The organism is Chrysosporum bergii ANA360D, from assembly GCF_029891735.1.
GTDB lineage: Bacteria > Cyanobacteriota > Cyanobacteriia > Cyanobacteriales > Nostocaceae > Umezakia > Umezakia bergii.
Window position 1 is genome coordinate 34,214 of sequence record NZ_JANQDH010000018.1, and the last position, 17,170, is coordinate 51,383.

Here is a 17,170-nt window from a genome sequence, read left to right on the forward strand (position 1 = left end):
AAGTCCAACCAATCTAATCCTAGCCGTAGGAGCCTCACACAAAGATGGAAGATTCAAGATTTGGTATTATGGCAACTGAACCATACTAAGATTTAAGGCACTTCAAAGGCAATCAAAGTGTCTTTTGGCAAATAGTCCTGGAAACATCCCTCATTCCCTAAGACTAATATCAGACGTAGGGAATAATCAGGCGAAATTTGCAAATCAGCCCAGGGTACTGCAATTTCTAAACAATTGTTTAAAGCCACTTGGGCGCGACTACAACGGGAATACCATTGATAATTTTCTCCTGCTTCGCGAAACTGAATTGACTGGGTGAGTAAATTAATTTCTAAATGGTGGTGGTAGAGATAATTAAGTGGTGCAATATCTGGCACATCTTTGATGGGAATGGGGCTATTGTGCATTGTTCTATGGGGATAGAACCACAACAAATTCAACTCTTCAGGTAAATCTTGTCTTGGGATGACACCATTTTTGAAGTCTAGCCGCAGATAAAAATTCAAGTGATCTACCCCATACCAGAGTCTTTGAATCAGGCTGTTGTTGTGCATAGTTCCCCTGGACCCACCAATTTCTATCCTTCCTGCTCTGTCCCAGTCTTGTTCATCACCCTGACCATCAATGACGGGATGAATAAACCCCTCTGGTCTATGGTCACATCGGGCTTCGTGAATTTCTAATGGTTGCTGAAGATAAGATGGTGCTGGTTCATTTAAAGCTTTGTAAATTCCTGATAGGTGTTCCCGAAATAATTGGTCAAAAATGGCATCCTGATTGGAAGAATGTCCTTCACCAAACCACCAGAACCAATCAGAACCCTCAGCAGCGTATAGGGCTTCCCATGCTTCTGGGTTGTTTTCTTCGGTGGCTTCGGGATGTTTGGCTAGGGTTTCTCTCGCGTGGGCTAAGTAGTCCCAGGCGCGATTTTTCACCGGGTCACCAATCCAAGTAGTAAAGCTACCATCTACCCAAGATCCACTATGTAGCTGTTCTCCGGGAATAGTTGCAGTGGGCGGGAATTGTTGGATAAATTCGGAAACAGTAACCAGTTTGAGCCGGGTTTCCTTACTCAAGCTTTCATACAAGGCTTCTAAAAACGGTTTACCGTCTTGGGGATAAAACTCCCAGCAGTTTTCTCCATCTAAAGCTATGGTGACTAACCAAGGTTGTGGGCTGTGGCTTTCTCTTTGCATCTTGGCGATGGCTTGTAGGTGTCCTACTAATTCCGCAGCTGCTTGTTTTGGTGGCATTGACCCGTAGGTAAAACCAATTAAATCTGATAATCTATGGTCACGAAAGACAATGGCTAAATCACCGGCTGGAGTTTCTAAGCGATAAGGTCTGTATAATAATTCCGGTTCTTGGACATTACCCGCTCCATCGCGGTGGAAAAAGTGTTGCAGCGACCACCCTAAAACTGCTTCATCTGAACAAATCCACTCAAAGCCTTGTTTAATAATATATGGCAGAATTTCCGGGCTGACTGATTGTTCTGAAGGCCATAAACCTTTTGGTTCCTGCCCAAAACGGTCTATATAAATTTCCCAGGCTTTTCGCAAATGGCGGGGAATATCTTCTACCCACTGAAAGCGATGCTGAGGTAGTTTCATACCAGGAACTGCCACTTGTCCAGAGTTGGTATCGGCTAGTAAGGGCAAAATAGGGTGAGTGTAGGGGGTGGTGGTGACTTCTAGCTGCCCTGCTGCTTGCATTTTGCGGTGTTGGGGAATAATGCGACTGAGAATTTCCCTCTGTTTAGAATATATGCGTTGGCGATCGCTTAAAGTAAAATTGCGTCCTTGCTTTAACCAAGCTGCAATTTCCGGGTCATCCCAAAACAGGGGATCAATCCAGGCCAGATTGTGCCAAGCTAACAAATCTGTATAATCTGGCAATTGCCAATTAGCCAAACACCAAGCTTGCCCTTTTTCCTGTCTTTGCTGATATAACTCTGCATAGCGGGGATGGGGGTCAATCAATGTATGATGATTGGCATCAAAAAAGTGTTGGATAATAAATTCTCGCTGTTCCTGACTTATTTTTTCATTTGGTGTCAAACTAGCTGTGAGATAGGGATCAAAAGCAGTGCCTGCAATATAATCTTCTAGTTGTAATATCAGGGATGGTACTAAATTTACTGTTTGGTGTAATTTTGGATATTTTTCCAGAATCAATATTAAATCTAAATAATCTTTGGTTCCATGCAGTCGTACCCAAGGAAGGCGGTAATGCTGACTAGTAGAAACCGAAACGCCGCTGTCAGGGGATTTGTACAGCGGCTGGTGTTGATGCCAGACAAAAGCGATGTGTAACGGATGAGACATAGTGAATGATGAGGATAGAAAATGGGCTATTGGCCATGGGGGATGGGGTGGCCTCATCCCCCCAGGCACTAAATTACTTGCTCTATTTCTGCGATTTCTGGAATCATTTCCTTCAAGCGACGTTCAATACCCATTCTCAAGGTCATGGCAGAACTGGGGCAAGAACCACAAGCACCTTGTAACCGCAGCTTGACAATTGGCCCCTCCAGTTCCACCAGTTCCACGTTACCCCCATCAGACATGAGGTAAGGGCGCATTTCATCCAAGACTGTTTCCACGTTTTCAACTGTGAGTTCCATAGAAAATTGTGATATTCAAAGTTTGTTAACTTAATTTTAGATATATTCGCCTGTAGATTGTGTGGTCTAACATTCATCACTTGGCAGTTAACATCTGCTGGTATATTACCAGAACAACAAACTTTCGGCACTTGATCCCTGCAAATTTATAGTCAGTTGCTATCATCATTGGAAATTAAGACTGGTTGTTGATACAAAGGAACTGTGAAGGTCACGGTTGAACCGAGTCCCTCGCCCAGACTGTAAAAATGTACTTCCCCGCCCATAGCTTCTATCAGCTTCTGGGATATTGCCAGACCCAGCCCTGTACCTCCATACTGGCGAGTGCGGGAACCATCCACCTGAGAGAAGAGTTGAAATAGTTTGTCTTGTTTGTCCAAAGAAACACCAATACCTGTGTCAGCTACTCTGACCCTCACCATCCCTGGGAAATGCTGACCTTGAAATTTTATCTTTTTCAAAACTAAATCAGCACTGACAGTGATACCGCCTTCTTCAGTAAATTTGATGGCATTGTTGGCTAAGTTGATCATGACTTGTAACAGTCGTTGGTAATTACCATGAACAATAACTTCATCGGAAGTCGGAACCATTTGCATCCGAAAGCTGAGGTTTTTTGACTCTGCTTGAGGACGCATAAAATTTTCTACATCATCAAATAGTTCATTGAGTTTGACTGGAGAGAAAACTAGATCCATTTTGCCAGCTTCGATTTTGGCTATATCTAGGATGTCGTTAATAATATGCAGCAGATGTATTGATAGACGATGGGCTTCTGAAAGAAACTCATGCTGTTCTTCCGGATCATCTGCCATACCTTCCAAAATCAGCTTTAAAAATCCGATCATCCCATTGAGGGGAGTGCGAATTTCATGGGATACATTAGCCAGAAATTCACTTTTGTGGCGAGAGGCTTCTTCAGCTTTTTGACGGGCTATTTCTAGTTCCTTGTAGAGAGTCGCATGAGCGATCGCTGTACCCAACTGATCGGCAAATTCTTTTGCTAGTTCCAGTTCCGGTGCTGTCAATGGGTCAAATTCATCTTTAATACTAATGGCAATCAGTCCATTAGCTTGGTCTTGATAACAAGTAGTCACTACTAATATTTTTTGGTCACAGAGATTATACTTTGCTCCCTCCATAACCACTGGTTCCAGAGTTGCCAATGCCTGAGCAAAGGCTGGCTCAGAACTTATATCTATTTCTAAGCCAAGCATAGAGCTATTTTGGGGGTGGTGATACTCTGCTATCACCCGGACTCTAGAGCTAGTGGGTTGATAAGGGCAGATAATGCAATGATCTAGTCGTAGGGCCTTTCCCAAACTATCAACAGTTTGTTGCCAAATCACATCTAAATCCAAAGTGCGCCTAATGTTTCTGGTAATTTTATTTAGCAGTCTTTGGTATTGTTGCCTTCGTGCTGGATGACGCAGTAGACGTAGAGCCAATTCTACCTGTGTAAGTTCTTGTGACGTGGTTTTAACTTCTGGTTGCTTGAGTTTAGCTTGCAATAAACGCCCCATCACCAAAACTGTAGTAGCGCCAGTTCCTAATGATGGCATCATTGGGGAAATTACCAACTCTAGCTCTAGCAATTGTTCGCGGTAGCTAAACCAGCACTTAAATTTATCCGGTATCAAATTATTTAAAATCCGGTGCAACCGTTCCAAATAAGCACCATTGTCTATGGGGACAAAAATTTTGTCCTCACTACGCTGATCAACTATTTCCTTGGGGTTTAATCCTAACAATTGGCTATGCTGCCAATAAAATGTCAGGTAACGTCCTGTCCCATCTTGCGTATAGATTAACTCGGAACCCACAGATGGCAGTGAGCCATCTGTTGTACTAGTGGAATATTCCAGATCCTGGGGAAATAAATTTGGCAATTGGGAGTTAGCAGTAATAGTCATTAGTCGAGTTGGGTAGACAAACGGCAACTCCAAGCAGTTTCGCTAAAGCTGACCTAATAAATTGGCATTGGCATAATTTATTACAGCTTTGGCATCCTTACATTGGATATTTTGGCTTTTTTTGAATTTAGGTGGATAAATTTTACCTTTTTTTGATGTTATATTTACACCTTTTTAGTAGTTAATCAGTCGCTAGCCCTACCCCAGGTTAGCTAATTATGAGTGTAAAAAATAATCACTCATGACTAATGACTACCTGTAGCAGTTTTACTTCAATCATTCCATTCCCCACGAGGTGGAATGGGTGTGCGACGGGGGGTGCGTGTCAGTTCGTCATCCCTAGGAACTTCACCCCGTAACCATTGACGAACCGCCACTTCAATGACCTTACTGGGGTCATTGGTTAAGTGTTGAATTTGCTCTACTAAATCCGAATCTAGGCGGACTGCGATTTCTACTTTGTCGGTTCGGTTTGCTTCCGCTTCAGTAGCCTTCTCTTTCATATTCATAGGTTTATGTACTCAGAGATTGTTAGGTATCAAGCTATGTCCGGCGGTGATTGTTTACCATGGGGGTGAGTTTACTGACTACGGTTAAAGTGCAGATTTACGGCACAGTTATATACTTCCCCAAAATCTAACCAAACTAACAGCATTTGGTATGAAATGGTAAATTTGATCAAACTCGCTGGACAACAGATTGAGATTTGTGTCAGGAAATGAGTAGTTATAGGCTGTTACGGAGTGTAACAGCCCACCAACTCTACATTATTGACCTATATATATTTATTGTATGCTCCTGGTTTGTCAATCCCATCATGTAAAATGGACTTTATATCTATTGATTTTGCCACAATACTATCTTGGCTAATAAAGCATTAAAATATATGAAGTAAATATATTCTTTAACCTTAGTTGCTCCTTCAGCACTCGATACTTTATGACTGACGTTCCTGTAGATCGCATTCGTAATTTCTGTATTATTGCTCACATTGACCACGGCAAGTCCACCTTGGCTGATCGCTTACTACAAGCCACTGGAACTGTGGATGAGCGGCAAATGAAGGAACAGTTCCTGGACAACATGGATCTTGAACGGGAGCGCGGCATCACCATTAAGCTGCAAGCTGCCCGGATGAATTACAAGACCAAAGCCGACCAGGAGTATATACTTAATTTAATTGATACTCCTGGTCATGTGGACTTTTCTTATGAAGTGTCCCGTAGTCTGGTGGCTTGTGAAGGGGCGCTGTTGGTGGTGGATGCTTCTCAGGGTGTGGAAGCACAGACCCTTGCTAATCTGTATTTAGCTTTAGAACATGACTTAGAAATTATTCCGGTTCTGAATAAAATTGATTTGCCAGGAGCAGAACCAGAGCGGGTAATTAGCGAAATAGAAGAAATTATCGGTTTAGATTGTAGTGGTGCTATTCTAGCCTCTGCTAAAGAAGGCATTGGCATTGATCAAATTTTAGAGGCAGTGGTGGAGCGCATACCACCCCCAAAAAACACTATAGATCAACCGTTGAGGGCATTGATTTTTGATAGCTATTATGACAGCTACCGGGGAGTAGTTGTTTATTTCCGGGTGATGGATGGCACAATAAAAAAAGGCGATCGCGTTTATTTGATGGCATCAGGCAAAGAATATGTTATTGACGAATTAGGCGTACTCTGTCCTACTCAAAAGCAAGTAGAAGAACTCCACGCTGGGGAAGTAGGCTACTTTGCCGCAGCAATTAAAGCTGTAGCCGATGCGCGGGTAGGAGACACTATTACCTTATCTAAAGCTAAAGCCTCAGCGCCTTTACCCGGTTACACGGAAGCTAAACCCATGGTGTTTTGTGGGATGTTCCCCATTGATGCTGATCAATTTGAAGCCTTAAGGGATGCCTTGGAAAAGCTGGGACTCAATGATGCGGCTCTACAATATGAACCAGAAACTTCTAGTGCTATGGGTTTTGGTTTCCGTTGTGGGTTTTTGGGTTTACTGCACATGGAAATTGTTCAAGAACGTTTAGAGCGAGAGTATGATTTAGATTTAATTATCACAGCGCCTTCCGTAGTTTACAGGGTAATTACTAACAAGGGTGAAGAACTGTATATAGATAATCCCAGTCACTTACCGTCTCCCAATGAGCGAGAAAGAATTGAGGAACCATACGTCCAAGTAGAAATGATTACGCCGGAAACCTACGTTGGCAGTTTGATGGAATTATCCCAGAATCGGCGCGGCATTTTTAAAGATATGAAATATCTTGCCCAAGGACGCACCACACTCACATATGAGTTACCCTTGGCGGAAGTGGTTACAGACTTTTTTGACCAGATGAAATCGCGATCGCGCGGTTATGCCAGTATGGAATATCATCTCATTGGCTACCGTGAAAATCCCCTAGTGAAGCTAGATATCATGATTAACGGTGATCCCGTTGATTCCTTAGCCATGATTGTTCACCGAGATAAAGCCTATAACGTGGGGCGGTCAATGGCAGAAAAACTCAAAGAACTCATCCCTCGACATCAATTTAAAGTACCAATTCAAGCAGCCATCGGTACTAAAGTTATAGCCAGTGAACACATCCCCGCCTTGCGGAAAGACGTACTGGCTAAGTGCTACGGTGGCGACATTAGCCGTAAGAAAAAACTCTTACAGAAACAGGCGAAAGGTAAAAAACGCATGAAATCTGTAGGTACAGTCGATGTACCCCAGGAAGCCTTTATGGCTGTGCTGCGCTTAGAGCAAAGTTAACTCACCGACCAAGTAGTGCGGGCATCTTGCCCGCTAAGTTTATACAAATTCAATTCAGCAATTAGCGCTGTTTTTGGTAACGTCCCACAAGTTGCGCCGACGCTAAAATGTGATTTTCCATCGCTGCTTCCACATCTTGTTTAGTTGCACCAAAATCCAAACCTAAAGGCGCATCTAAAGCATAAAGTTTAAAAAAATAACGATGGATACCACTGGGTGGACAAGGAGGAGTATAACCCAACTGACCAATATCATTTTTGCCCTGAATACCACTTCCTTCTAACATTGGTTCCCTGGGAACTCCTTCTGGTAAATTCCTAGTTTGCATAGGTAAATCATAGAGAACCCAATGCACAAAAGTACGATTTGGAGCGTCTGGGTCATCTACAATCAAAGCAAAGCTACGGGTTTCAATGGGAACATCTTCCCATTTTAATGAAGGTGAAATACCTTCCCCTTCACAAGAAAATTTCATGGGGATCTTGCTATCAGCAGAAAAGCTATCACTGAGTAGTTTCATAAAAATTTATTTGTAAGGATAGAAAACAGGGAACAGGGGTTAACCTATTCTCCTTTGTTCAACTAGCCCTAATTAAGGGTTACGGCTGGTGAATCTATCAATCAACATCAATCACACCACCTGTATACATGGTTGTATTATAGGCTGCTTGCCATGCTGACCAATTGGGAACAGTAGCACTAATGGTAACTCTACTATCCTCAACTGTTACATCTAGGTCTTGAACCTTGAGATTCACATATGGCAAGTCTTTCATCATCTGAAATTAAAACCATGCTAAAAAGCATCAAAATATTTTCCCCTCTTTCTATGGTTGTGTTATTTTGATTTATCAGCTCTATCTAAAAGTTTGTTGCATCTTTGTATTTTTAAATAAAAGTACTTTTTGGTTAATTGTTGAGATATCTACACCTTATGGGAGAGTTCAGTAAATGAAGATACTGGTACTGAGTTGGGAGTTTCCCCCCAGGATAGTTGGGGGAATCTCTCGTCATGTGGCGGAGTTATACCCAGAAATGGTGAAGCTAGGACATGAAATTCACTTGATTACTGCCGAGTTTGGTCAAGCATCAATGTATGAGATAGTGGAAGGAATCAAGGTGCATCGAGTACCGGTGTCACATAGTCACGACTTTTTCCAGTGGATAGTCAATCTTAACCAAAGCATGGGAGAACAGGGAGGTAAGTTAATTTTAGAGGAAGGAACCTTTGATTTAATTCACGCTCATGATTGGTTAGTAGGGGATGCTGCCATTGCCTTAAAACATAACTTTAAAATTCCCCTCATTGCTACCATCCACGCCACTGAATACGGACGGCATAATGGTATTCACACAGCAATTCAAGGTTATATTCATCACAAAGAATATTTACTTGCTTACAACGCTTGGCGAATTATTGTTTGTACTAATTATATGCAGCGAGAAGTAGAACAAGCGCTACACAGTCCCAATGACAAAATAGATGTTATTTATAACGGTATTCGACCGGAAAAGAAACAGCACCACCAAGGGTTTAATCCTCAAGTTTTTCGCCGCCAATTTGCCGCAGACCATGAAAAAATTGTTTATTATGTTGGTCGCATGACTTATGAAAAGGGAGTATCTGTATTACTTAATGCCACCCCCCAAGTGCTAAAGTCAATGGCAGATAATGTAAAATTTGTCATTATTGGCGGTGGAAATACCGACCAACTCCAGCATCAAGCCAGAAGTTTGGGAATTTGGCAAAAGTGTTATTTTACGGGTTTTCTCTCTGATAAATATTTAGATAAATTTCAAACCATCGCCGACTGTGCTGTGTTCCCCAGTCTCTACGAACCCTTTGGTATTGTGGCTTTAGAAAGTTTTGCTTCTCGCGTTCCAGTTGTGGTATCAGATACGGGTGGTTTTCCGGAAGTAGTACAACATACTAAAACAGGGATTGTCACCCAAGCAAATAATCCTGATTCCCTGGCTTGGGGAATTTTAGAGGTTTTGCAAAATCCCGGTTATCGCCAATGGTTGATTGATAATGCTTACAAAGATTTAACCCAACGCTTTAACTGGACAAAATTAGCCAAGCAAACAGAAACAGTATATCAGCGAGTTGTGCAAGAGCGATCGCAAGTTATGTGGTTGTAAAACACCATGCTAATAGGGTGATTACCCCAGCATAGCCAAGAGAATTAAAGATTACACCTGGTTAGCCTTGGTAAACAAACGTTACAACCCCTATACGCTGGAAAATTACCCCTTTTTGGTGAGAGAGTAAGCAATAATTGTGGTTTGCAGTAGCAGCTTAGTATGACAAAGGTATTCCCAGCCATAACCAAGTGGTTAAGGACTGTAAGAGCCATATTAATCAAGATGGGAGCCGAAATCATATCCCGTCTCACAGCATTGCTGAAAACCGACCCCCCAGAGAAAACCTTAGAATTACCTCTCTCCTTACCTAGACCCTTTGCGGGGCCTGTACACATTTTAGGAGGGGGCGGTCCTGATGTAGAAGACGCGATTCAGTGGATGATTAATCAAGTGAGGGGATCTACCAGCTATTCCACCAAAATTAATGTAGTTATCCTCCGCACTTATGGTAGTGACGATTACAATCGCTTAATTTATGATATGCAGGGGGTGAATTATGTAGAGACCTTGATCATTAGTAATCGCCAGGATGCAAACAAACCTGAGATTGTGGAAAAAGTCAGAAATGCTGGGGTGATTTTCTTTGCAGGTGGCGACCAATGTCAATACATCCGCAATTGGAAAAACACCAAGTTACAAACTGCTATTGAATCAGTTTATGCCAACGGCGGTGGCATTGGCGGTACTAGCGCCGGTGCAATGATTCAAAGTGATTATATCTATGATGCTTGTGCTGCGTCTGAAGAAGGAATTGAAACCAGAGAAGCCCTAGAAGATCCTTACCAAGATATTACTTTCACTTATAACTTTTTTCCTTGGGGTCATTTACGGGGAACCATTATTGATACCCATTTTGACAGACGTAAAAGAATGGGCCGCATTATGGCTTTTATCGCCCGTCAAATTCAGGATGGGGTATCAAAAAGCGTTTTAGGCATAGCCATTAGTGAAGAAACATCTATTATTGTGGATAAATTTGGTATGGCAAAAATCATGGGTAGAGGTGCAGCATACTTTGTTTTAGGAGATCACCCACCAGAAGTATGTAAACCCCGGACTCCCCTGACGTATTACGACTACAAAATTTGGCGAGTTCCCCGTGGTGACACCTTCAACTTAAAAAATTTACCCACCAGGGGTTATTATTTCAGGAGTGTTAAAGGGGGGCGCTTTAGTTCCGACCCTTATTGATCTAATTAATTTTCCTCCCTCCTTTTTGTAATCCGGGCTTCTATATGATATGTTTACTATTGGTAGATGCCCTGTAGCGGGCATAGTAGACCTAGTTTAGATGAATATATGCCCGCTTTTTCTAGCAAACAAAATATACCTTTATCCAGAAGGCAGGCTGAAAACCCTTGAGGAACAGGTACTTAGCGCCGGGTTCCCTGCTTTAGGCAGCCTGTGTGATGTTTCCAACTATGATATGACCAGCAAACTTTTTAGCTTTATGTTCTAGCTCTCACAGTAACACCCTGTAAACTTTGAACAGTAGTAATTACCTCTTCTGCTACCTTGTCTATTTCTTCAGCAGTATTAAACCGCCCCAAACCAAACCGCAGGGAAGCATAAGCTAATTTTTCAGAATGTCCCAAAGCCCTCAGCACATGGGAAGGACTTGTACTTGCAGAAGAACAAGCCGAACCAGAAGAAACCGCCATTACCGGCTGCACTCCTAACAATAATGCAGCACCATCCACCCCATCAAAACTAATATTTAAATTTCCTGCTAACCGTTGACTGGGATGTCCATTTAAATACACCCCCGACAACCGGGAAACCTGTTCCCATAATCTTTGTCTCAGTTCCTTCAGACGTTGATTTTCTGTTTCTTGTTCTGCTAAAGCTATTTCTACAGCTTTACTAAAACCCACAATTTGCGGTGTATATAAAGTTCCTGAACGCATCCCCCGTTCATGTCCCCCCCCATGCTGTTGGGGTGCAAGTTTCACTCTAGGGTTACGCCTACGCACATACAAAGCCCCAATACCCTTTGGTCCATATACTTTATGTGCGGTCAAGGACATCAAGTCAACCTTCATTTCCTGTACATCCAAAGGAATTTTACCGATGGCTTGGGCTGCATCACTATGGAAAATAACATTACTTCCCCGACACATTTCCCCAATTTCTGCCAATGGCTGTAAGACACCGATTTCATTATTGGCAGCCATTACCGACACCAAAATTGTATCAGGACGTAGGGCTTTTTCTAACTTATTTAAATTAATTATCCCATCTTGCTGCACTGGGAGAACAGTAACATCAAACCCCAAGGATTGTAAATAATTACAAGGGTCAAGAACCGCACTATGTTCTGTAGCCACAGTAATAATATGCTGTCCCTTAGAGAAATAAGCCTCAGCCACACCTTTAATAGCTAAATTATTAGCCTCTGTTGCTCCACTGGTAAATATAATTTCTTCAGGTGTGGCGTTAATAGCTGCGGCTAAAATTTCCCGCCCTTGTTTCACCGCTGCTTCTGCTTCCCAACCGTAAACATGACCAATACTTGAGGGGTTGCCAAAGTGTTGTGTAAAATAAGGAATCATTGCCGCTAACACCCGTTCATCTACAGGTGTAGTGGCGTGACAATCTAGATATATGGGACGAATAGACATAAATTAACTCAAAAAACGATAAAAACCAGCTAAATTTAGCAAGGGAGACAATACAACCATTTTGACTGCTTCTGGGAGCGGAGGAGCGATTGTAAATAAACTGAGGTAGTTAGTTTCAACTCTATCTAAGTATTGCTTTTCTAGTCCGGAAATCTCAGTACACTCTACCTTGATCATAGCTTCTACTCACTGGACATGAGACGTAACTAAGCTGTTACGCATTGTATAATCTTAACCTCACATAACCCACAGATATGTTTATGAAATACAGATGATTGGATTTAGCAGCACAACAGCTTAGACTATACCCATGCCGAAAAACTTTAGTTTACAGATCAATTAATTACTAACTAAAAAAAATGCGCCGAGACTTTACTAACCGTGATGAATTAATAACCTACCTCCGGGAACAGTTCCCCCGTGCAGCAGAGTGTGATGATCATATTAGTGAAACCCTAGGAGGACGTAAAGCTGCTGAACAAGCACTACAACAAGTCAACCCGGTAGCCTATGCAAAAACCCGGAATTTTTTAAATCGTGCTGTGACAAAACTTTCCCCCTATATTCGTTATGGGGTGTTAAGCCTGCGGGAAGTGCGGGATCATGTTTGGGAACAGGTCAACCATACCGATGATGCCAATAAATTAATTAACGAATTAGGCTGGCGTGACTATTGGCAGAGATTATATGTCAAACTGGGGGATGGCATCTGGAAAGACCAAGAAGAATATAAAACCGGCTACACCTCCACTGATTACGCCGTCAATTTACCACCAGACATCACACAAGGAACCACGGGAAGGGTGTGTATTGATAGCTTTAGCCACCAGTTGCGATCAACTGGTTATTTACACAATCATATGCGGATGTGGTTAGCGGCTTATATTGTCCATTGGCGGCGCATTCGTTGGCAAGCAGGAGCTAAATGGTTTCTACAACACCTGCTAGATGGTGACCCCGCCAGTAACAATATGTCATGGCAGTGGGTGGCCAGCACCTTTAGCCATAAACCTTATTTTTTCAATCGTGAAAACTTAGAACGCTATACTAAAGGTGTTTATTGTCGCCAATGTCCTCTTTATGGTAATTGTGACTTTGAAGGTAGTTATGAAAAATTAGAACAGCAACTTTTTCCGCAAGGTGAACTTAACAAAAAACCCAACAGTCAAAGTTGGCAACGCGCCCAAAAACCTAAAAAATGACTAAACCGATTATTTGGATACATGGAGACTGTCTGAGTCCCCACAACCCCGCTCTACAAGAATACCCTAATGCCCCAGCAGTTTGGGTATGGGATGAAGCTTTAATTGCAGAATGGCAAGTAAGTCTCAAACGCATCACATTTATCTATGAATGCTTATTAGAACTACCTGTAATCATTCGCCGTGGTGATGTGGTCTCGGAAGTTTTAGCATTTGCCCAAGAACATCAAGCTGATTTGGTGGTGACAGCCAATAGCCCCAGCCCCAGATTTAATCATATCTGTGACCAAATAGAAAAATCTCTAACCCTGGAAGTTTGGGATACAGACCCATTTTTTGATTATGACGGCTATATTGACCTCAAGAGATTCTCCCGCTATTGGAAGGTAGCAGAAAAAAAGCTTTTTAATTAACCATCTAACTCACCTTTCATATGATGCAAATCTAAAATTGTTTCAGAAATTAGAATTAATTGTTTTTCAAGACCATCTGGACTATGAAAATCTAATGACATTAAACTACCAAGCTTCAAGGCTTGATCAAGTATTGCATCAAGGTTGTTCATACGTTAGAACTCAAATGTAATATGTCTCAGAAATATAGTGAAGTGACCGCCTACTTTTCCGATATCCATTTCCAGAATTGGTAAGCACCATAGCCAACAGCAGCGGCTGCGGCGGCTGGTGCAGCCACTGTAATAGCAACACCGGCAACCATTCCACCTCCAACTGTTGCTCCAACTGCTGCTAAACCAGAGGTAATTCCAGCAGCACTCAAACCGGCAACACTTCCGGCGGCTGCAACTGTACCAACTGCTCCAGCAGTACCAGCTACCGCGCCTACAGTTGTCATATTTCTACCAAACGCACGAGCCTCACGCTCATCATCAGGAAGACTCTCATCATCCTTTAAAACCTGATCCATAGCTACTTTTGTAATAGCAGCAGGAGCAGCACCAAGTAAGCCAATACCCCCAACCGCACCACTTCCAACAACTCCACCAACCGTTGCTAAACCTGACATAATACCAGCACCACCACTTAACCCAGCCGCCGCAGCAGCACTGACAACACCAAGACTACCCGCAACTGCGGCTCCACTTCCAGATGCTCCCACTCCCACTGCTCCTACATTTTTTACTTGTTCGCTGGCGTGTACACCTGTTTTACACCACGTAGCAAAGTGTTCACAATTATTAGCAAATAGGTCATAAGCATCTTCTCCTAATCTGCTTTCAGCACGCAAAACTACAATATCTGGTGTATCACACTGTCCGTACTCTCTTACAAAAACCGTGTTTCCAGATGCAAAGGAATCCAAAGAAATACGAGAAATCTTCCTATGAATTTTCGTATAATGAATAACTGTACCATCACCGCAGTCTATACCATGATGGTTGTAAGCACCGCAATTATAGTAAACGTGATCTCCTATCATACTCTAGTCACCTTAAATACTCGAATTGTATTAATTAGAACAACAGATTTTAGCCGTCTGTGTAGAAGTATTATAACATGGTTGTATACAGAGAGTATATAAATTTGTGTAAAAATATTATACTACAGAAGTTACTTTGTATTACATCGCTTATGGGGTGGTTGAATTGTTCTTTTTAGACTAAACGGTTTAGTTTATTAAAACTTGTATACTAAACAAGGTGACATAGATTTTAATCTATGAAGTTACTAATATTAGCCGCTTTTATCTAAAAAATGGGTTGAAAACCCCACAAATCAAGGAAGTCTTTGAGAGCGATCGCACAATATCTGAATGAGAATGGCTACAAAAGCCAGCGCGGTAAAGACTGGTAACACACCAGCCTCAAGACAGTTTTGGATCGTCTCTACCCTAAAATTGCATGACTAATTGCACCTAAAAGTAATTTCAATACCCCTCTAGGCGGTTCTGGAGGGGCATTTTCGCGGTTCTTGTCTTTGCCTTATTTTTACCACATATCGCCATTTACTGACTTCACCAGCAGGGGACAGCATCGACGAGACAACCGCAGCCCCCAACCACACCCTAGTATTAACCCCAGATCACCGGGATGGGGTTAAATAAAGTGCAGGTGTTCTCGGAAACGGTGCTTATGGATAACTAATCTCAGCCTATTTCCTTTGCAATTCCTATGTTCTTTGTAGATCATCATCATTTTTTAATATCTGTCGCAACCCTTCAGCAGTTTCATTCGCTTCTTTCGTCCCGCAGTTGGCGCAACTGTTGTATTAGTTTTTGGCTAGATTCTAAAGTGGAAGACAGTGAATTGTTATCCCCTGCTGATGTAGTCGATGGTTTAGTAGTAAGGTCCGGTGTTGGCTGCTCATTTGGCATTCGCAGTTCCGGTACTGGTTTGACAACAACTGCCGATGTTTGCTCCGGAGGGGTTTCAGCCGTGCTGGCGCTGTTGTGAAACCGCAGGGTAAATGGGTAACTGCTGATTTGCTGACCTCCTTGAGGAGACCTGGTACTAAAATATTCTCTAGCCTTTGATTGCAACTCCCTATCAACTGATTTGTCCTGGAACTTAATGTCTAAAACCTTACCTTCAGGATCTACTACTAAGAAACCTGATACGGTTCCTTCAATATTGGGCTGATTGGCGGTAATAGTCGCGCGGATAACTGTTTTTTGTTGTGAATTGGGGTATTGTTGCTGAATTTCTTCTCTCAGCTTGTCGTAGGAGTTTAACTTGGCAATTAGTCCCTGTTGATCGTTTACTGTCTTAGCAGGTAACTGATTGGCAATAGTTGGATTTTTCTGCTGCTCACTTTCTTGAGATGCTGGGGTTTTTTGCAGTCGAGCTATTAAAGCCGTCTGGTCGGGATTGATTGTTGCTGCGTTATTACCCGTCCCTGTAGTGACAGGGGGGATATTGGGCAAGTTACCAGGTATTGCAGACGGAGTTACTCTTGGCAATCTGTCTATAGGTACTGGTTGCACCGCCAGTTTGACTTCGCTGTGATTAAAAACTCGAGTCGGTCGGGTAAATTTTTGATTAGCCGCATTAAAACCAGAAGGGGCAAATCCAATGGTTCTTCTAGGAGTTATCTGCTCAGGCTCAAGCAGGGGTGTAGGCTGCCTTTGGGGTAAGGGAACATTGCGATAAGAAGAAGTAGGATAGTTAGGTGTTATGTTAATTGGCGGCAGAGCAGATTGGCTATAAATGGATGATGGCAAGGGAGGCAATACTGTTCTCGATACATCCAGATTCTGAGGTAGTTGCGGTTGTAGAGGCAGTTCTGGTTGTAGAGGTAGTTGTGGTTGCAGAGCGACTTGGGATGTTAGGCTGTTGGGATTTTCTGGCAGACGCTGTTGATCAGCCTGGCCTAATTCCAAAATTCCCACTGATCTTGGTGCTGCTGATATTTTAGAAGGCTCTAACTCTACAGGCATCAATGGCACAATCAACGCAATAGCACCGTGAATACCAAGAGAGGCTATTGCTGCTATCCCCGTTGGTTGGCTGAGGATTTCTGGTATATTTTTTAGCAGGGAGACGTAAGACATAGCTGTTATAGTTCACTCGGCTCTGTTGCGGTTGACTCAAGCATTGCAATTTTATCTTAATTACAAGAGATGCATCCTAGCAAAGTTAACAAATTTATACACTGGGACTCAGAGAGCCAGAGTAGGGTTTTTTGTCAAAATTTAGGGTAGTTGCCACTGATTGCTATCGCCACGCCTGTTGTAGGCACGGAATTATGCTTTGGTTTTTGGCTACAGTAATATTGGGTTCAACTTCTACAACGAAGCTCAGAAAATAACGGTCATCACAATCCTTAATCACTGTAACTGAGCTAGGTTGAGACGGTAGGTCTCTTGACCAAATGGGTTTGATATTCCCAATTTTGGCTAGGTACACTACTCCATCTTTTATCGAAAACCCCTGCTTAGTAAACTCTGCTGATTGTG

The 17,170-nt window shown here is 42.5% G+C and carries 17 protein-coding genes and 1 pseudogene; 6 read left to right on the top strand and 12 right to left on the bottom strand.

Annotation, left to right across the window (positions count from 1 at the left end; genetic code table 11):
• Positions 1–92: 92 nt before the first annotated feature.
• The 4 genes from NWP17_RS02780 to NWP17_RS02795 all read right to left on the bottom strand — a co-directional run bounded on the left by NWP17_RS02780 (position 93) and on the right by NWP17_RS02795 (position 5,048).
• The gene (locus NWP17_RS02780; protein ID WP_280653387.1) at positions 93–2,327 is read right to left on the bottom strand and encodes a glycoside hydrolase family 57 protein; all 2,235 of its coding nucleotides are present in this window, start codon (positions 2,325–2,327) and stop codon (positions 93–95) included.
• Positions 2,328–2,395: 68 nt separating this feature from the next.
• Positions 2,396–2,626, bottom strand: coding sequence for a NifU family protein (locus NWP17_RS02785; RefSeq protein WP_280653388.1), 231 nt, complete (start codon positions 2,624–2,626; stop codon positions 2,396–2,398).
• Positions 2,627–2,778: 152 nt separating this feature from the next.
• A complete protein-coding gene (locus NWP17_RS02790) occupies positions 2,779–4,539 on the bottom strand; it encodes an ATP-binding protein (protein WP_280653389.1) in 1,761 nt (586 codons plus the stop codon).
• Positions 4,540–4,811: 272 nt separating this feature from the next.
• Positions 4,812–5,048, bottom strand: a complete 237-nt coding sequence (locus tag NWP17_RS02795; protein ID WP_280653390.1) for a hypothetical protein — start codon at positions 5,046–5,048, stop codon at positions 4,812–4,814.
• Between the two features lie 430 nt (positions 5,049–5,478).
• Between NWP17_RS02795 and lepA the strand changes: the two genes are divergently transcribed.
• On the top strand, positions 5,479–7,290 hold the full coding sequence (gene lepA, locus NWP17_RS02800; protein ID WP_280653391.1) for a translation elongation factor 4: 1,812 nt from the start codon (positions 5,479–5,481) through the stop codon (positions 7,288–7,290).
• A gap of 61 nt (positions 7,291–7,351) precedes the next feature.
• Here the strand turns inward: lepA and NWP17_RS02805 are convergent, their stop codons facing one another.
• Positions 7,352–7,810 carry a YbhB/YbcL family Raf kinase inhibitor-like protein gene (locus NWP17_RS02805; protein ID WP_280653392.1) on the bottom strand — a complete coding sequence of 153 codons (459 nt, stop codon included), beginning with the start codon at positions 7,808–7,810 and terminating at the stop codon, positions 7,352–7,354.
• 97 nt (positions 7,811–7,907) lie between these two features.
• Positions 7,908–8,066 (bottom strand): BON domain-containing protein, encoded by a 159-nt coding sequence (locus NWP17_RS02810; protein WP_280653393.1) that lies wholly within the window; start codon positions 8,064–8,066, stop codon positions 7,908–7,910.
• Positions 8,067–8,241: 175 nt separating this feature from the next.
• Here NWP17_RS02810 and NWP17_RS02815 point away from each other — a divergent pair, with 175 nt between their 5' ends.
• Both NWP17_RS02815 and NWP17_RS02820 read left to right on the top strand, forming a co-directional pair.
• Complete coding sequence (locus NWP17_RS02815; protein WP_280653394.1) at positions 8,242–9,432, top strand: glycosyltransferase family 4 protein; 1,191 nt, start codon at positions 8,242–8,244, stop codon at positions 9,430–9,432.
• Positions 9,433–9,594: 162 nt separating this feature from the next.
• Complete coding sequence (locus NWP17_RS02820; RefSeq protein ID WP_280653395.1) at positions 9,595–10,626, top strand: cyanophycinase; 1,032 nt, start codon at positions 9,595–9,597, stop codon at positions 10,624–10,626.
• 257 nt (positions 10,627–10,883) lie between these two features.
• Here the strand turns inward: NWP17_RS02820 and NWP17_RS02825 are convergent, their stop codons facing one another.
• Both NWP17_RS02825 and NWP17_RS02830 read right to left on the bottom strand, forming a co-directional pair.
• Positions 10,884–12,056 (bottom strand): IscS subfamily cysteine desulfurase, encoded by a 1,173-nt coding sequence (locus NWP17_RS02825; protein WP_280653396.1) that lies wholly within the window; start codon positions 12,054–12,056, stop codon positions 10,884–10,886.
• Positions 12,057–12,059: 3 nt separating this feature from the next.
• Positions 12,060–12,233, bottom strand: a complete 174-nt coding sequence (locus tag NWP17_RS02830; RefSeq protein ID WP_342393995.1) for a hypothetical protein — start codon at positions 12,231–12,233, stop codon at positions 12,060–12,062.
• Between the two features lie 182 nt (positions 12,234–12,415).
• On the opposite strand from NWP17_RS02830, the gene NWP17_RS02835 reads away from it, so the two are divergent.
• The gene (locus NWP17_RS02835) at positions 12,416–13,258 is read left to right on the top strand and encodes an FAD-binding domain-containing protein (protein WP_280653397.1); all 843 of its coding nucleotides are present in this window, start codon (positions 12,416–12,418) and stop codon (positions 13,256–13,258) included.
• Positions 13,255–13,671, top strand: a complete 417-nt coding sequence (locus tag NWP17_RS02840) for a hypothetical protein (protein ID WP_280653398.1) — start codon at positions 13,255–13,257, stop codon at positions 13,669–13,671. Before NWP17_RS02835 ends, NWP17_RS02840 begins: the two co-directional genes overlap by 4 nt.
• Here NWP17_RS02840 and NWP17_RS02845 read toward each other — a convergent pair.
• Both NWP17_RS02845 and NWP17_RS02850 read right to left on the bottom strand, forming a co-directional pair.
• A complete protein-coding gene (locus tag NWP17_RS02845; RefSeq protein ID WP_280653399.1) occupies positions 13,668–13,823 on the bottom strand; it encodes a hypothetical protein in 156 nt (51 codons plus the stop codon). The two genes, NWP17_RS02840 and NWP17_RS02845, sit on opposite strands and share 4 nt — an antisense overlap.
• A gap of 50 nt (positions 13,824–13,873) precedes the next feature.
• Positions 13,874–14,695, bottom strand: a complete 822-nt coding sequence (locus tag NWP17_RS02850) for a lecithin retinol acyltransferase family protein (RefSeq protein WP_280653400.1) — start codon at positions 14,693–14,695, stop codon at positions 13,874–13,876.
• A gap of 308 nt (positions 14,696–15,003) precedes the next feature.
• Between NWP17_RS02850 and NWP17_RS17560 the strand changes: the two genes are divergently transcribed.
• Positions 15,004–15,069, top strand: coding sequence for a hypothetical protein (locus NWP17_RS17560; RefSeq protein WP_425332636.1), 66 nt, complete (start codon positions 15,004–15,006; stop codon positions 15,067–15,069).
• A 373-nt stretch (positions 15,070–15,442) separates the two neighbouring features.
• On the opposite strand, the gene NWP17_RS02855 is transcribed toward NWP17_RS17560, so the two are convergent.
• Both NWP17_RS02855 and NWP17_RS02860 read right to left on the bottom strand, forming a co-directional pair.
• Positions 15,443–16,765, bottom strand: a complete 1,323-nt coding sequence (locus tag NWP17_RS02855) for a hypothetical protein (RefSeq protein WP_280653401.1) — start codon at positions 16,763–16,765, stop codon at positions 15,443–15,445.
• 163 nt (positions 16,766–16,928) lie between these two features.
• Positions 16,929–17,170: pseudogene (locus NWP17_RS02860) on the bottom strand (hypothetical protein); the annotation flags it as partial.

Bases quoted from the DNA above. Each gene is read 5' to 3' on its own strand.
- NWP17_RS02780 (WP_280653387.1), bottom strand. From the start codon at position 2,327: ATGTCTCATCCGTTACACATCGCTTTTGTCTGGCATCAACACCAGCCG.
- NWP17_RS02785 (WP_280653388.1), bottom strand. From the start codon at position 2,626: ATGGAACTCACAGTTGAAAACGTGGAAACAGTCTTGGATGAAATGCGC.
- NWP17_RS02790 (WP_280653389.1), bottom strand. From the start codon at position 4,539: ATGACTATTACTGCTAACTCCCAATTGCCAAATTTATTTCCCCAGGAT.
- NWP17_RS02795 (WP_280653390.1), bottom strand. From the start codon at position 5,048: ATGAATATGAAAGAGAAGGCTACTGAAGCGGAAGCAAACCGAACCGAC.
- lepA (WP_280653391.1), top strand. From the start codon at position 5,479: ATGACTGACGTTCCTGTAGATCGCATTCGTAATTTCTGTATTATTGCT.
- NWP17_RS02805 (WP_280653392.1), bottom strand. From the start codon at position 7,810: ATGAAACTACTCAGTGATAGCTTTTCTGCTGATAGCAAGATCCCCATG.
- NWP17_RS02810 (WP_280653393.1), bottom strand. From the start codon at position 8,066: ATGAAAGACTTGCCATATGTGAATCTCAAGGTTCAAGACCTAGATGTA.
- NWP17_RS02815 (WP_280653394.1), top strand. From the start codon at position 8,242: ATGAAGATACTGGTACTGAGTTGGGAGTTTCCCCCCAGGATAGTTGGG.
- NWP17_RS02820 (WP_280653395.1), top strand. From the start codon at position 9,595: ATGACAAAGGTATTCCCAGCCATAACCAAGTGGTTAAGGACTGTAAGA.
- NWP17_RS02825 (WP_280653396.1), bottom strand. From the start codon at position 12,056: ATGTCTATTCGTCCCATATATCTAGATTGTCACGCCACTACACCTGTA.
- NWP17_RS02830 (WP_342393995.1), bottom strand. From the start codon at position 12,233: ATGATCAAGGTAGAGTGTACTGAGATTTCCGGACTAGAAAAGCAATAC.
- NWP17_RS02835 (WP_280653397.1), top strand. From the start codon at position 12,416: ATGCGCCGAGACTTTACTAACCGTGATGAATTAATAACCTACCTCCGG.
- NWP17_RS02840 (WP_280653398.1), top strand. From the start codon at position 13,255: ATGACTAAACCGATTATTTGGATACATGGAGACTGTCTGAGTCCCCAC.
- NWP17_RS02845 (WP_280653399.1), bottom strand. From the start codon at position 13,823: ATGAACAACCTTGATGCAATACTTGATCAAGCCTTGAAGCTTGGTAGT.
- NWP17_RS02850 (WP_280653400.1), bottom strand. From the start codon at position 14,695: ATGATAGGAGATCACGTTTACTATAATTGCGGTGCTTACAACCATCAT.
- NWP17_RS02855 (WP_280653401.1), bottom strand. From the start codon at position 16,765: ATGTCTTACGTCTCCCTGCTAAAAAATATACCAGAAATCCTCAGCCAA.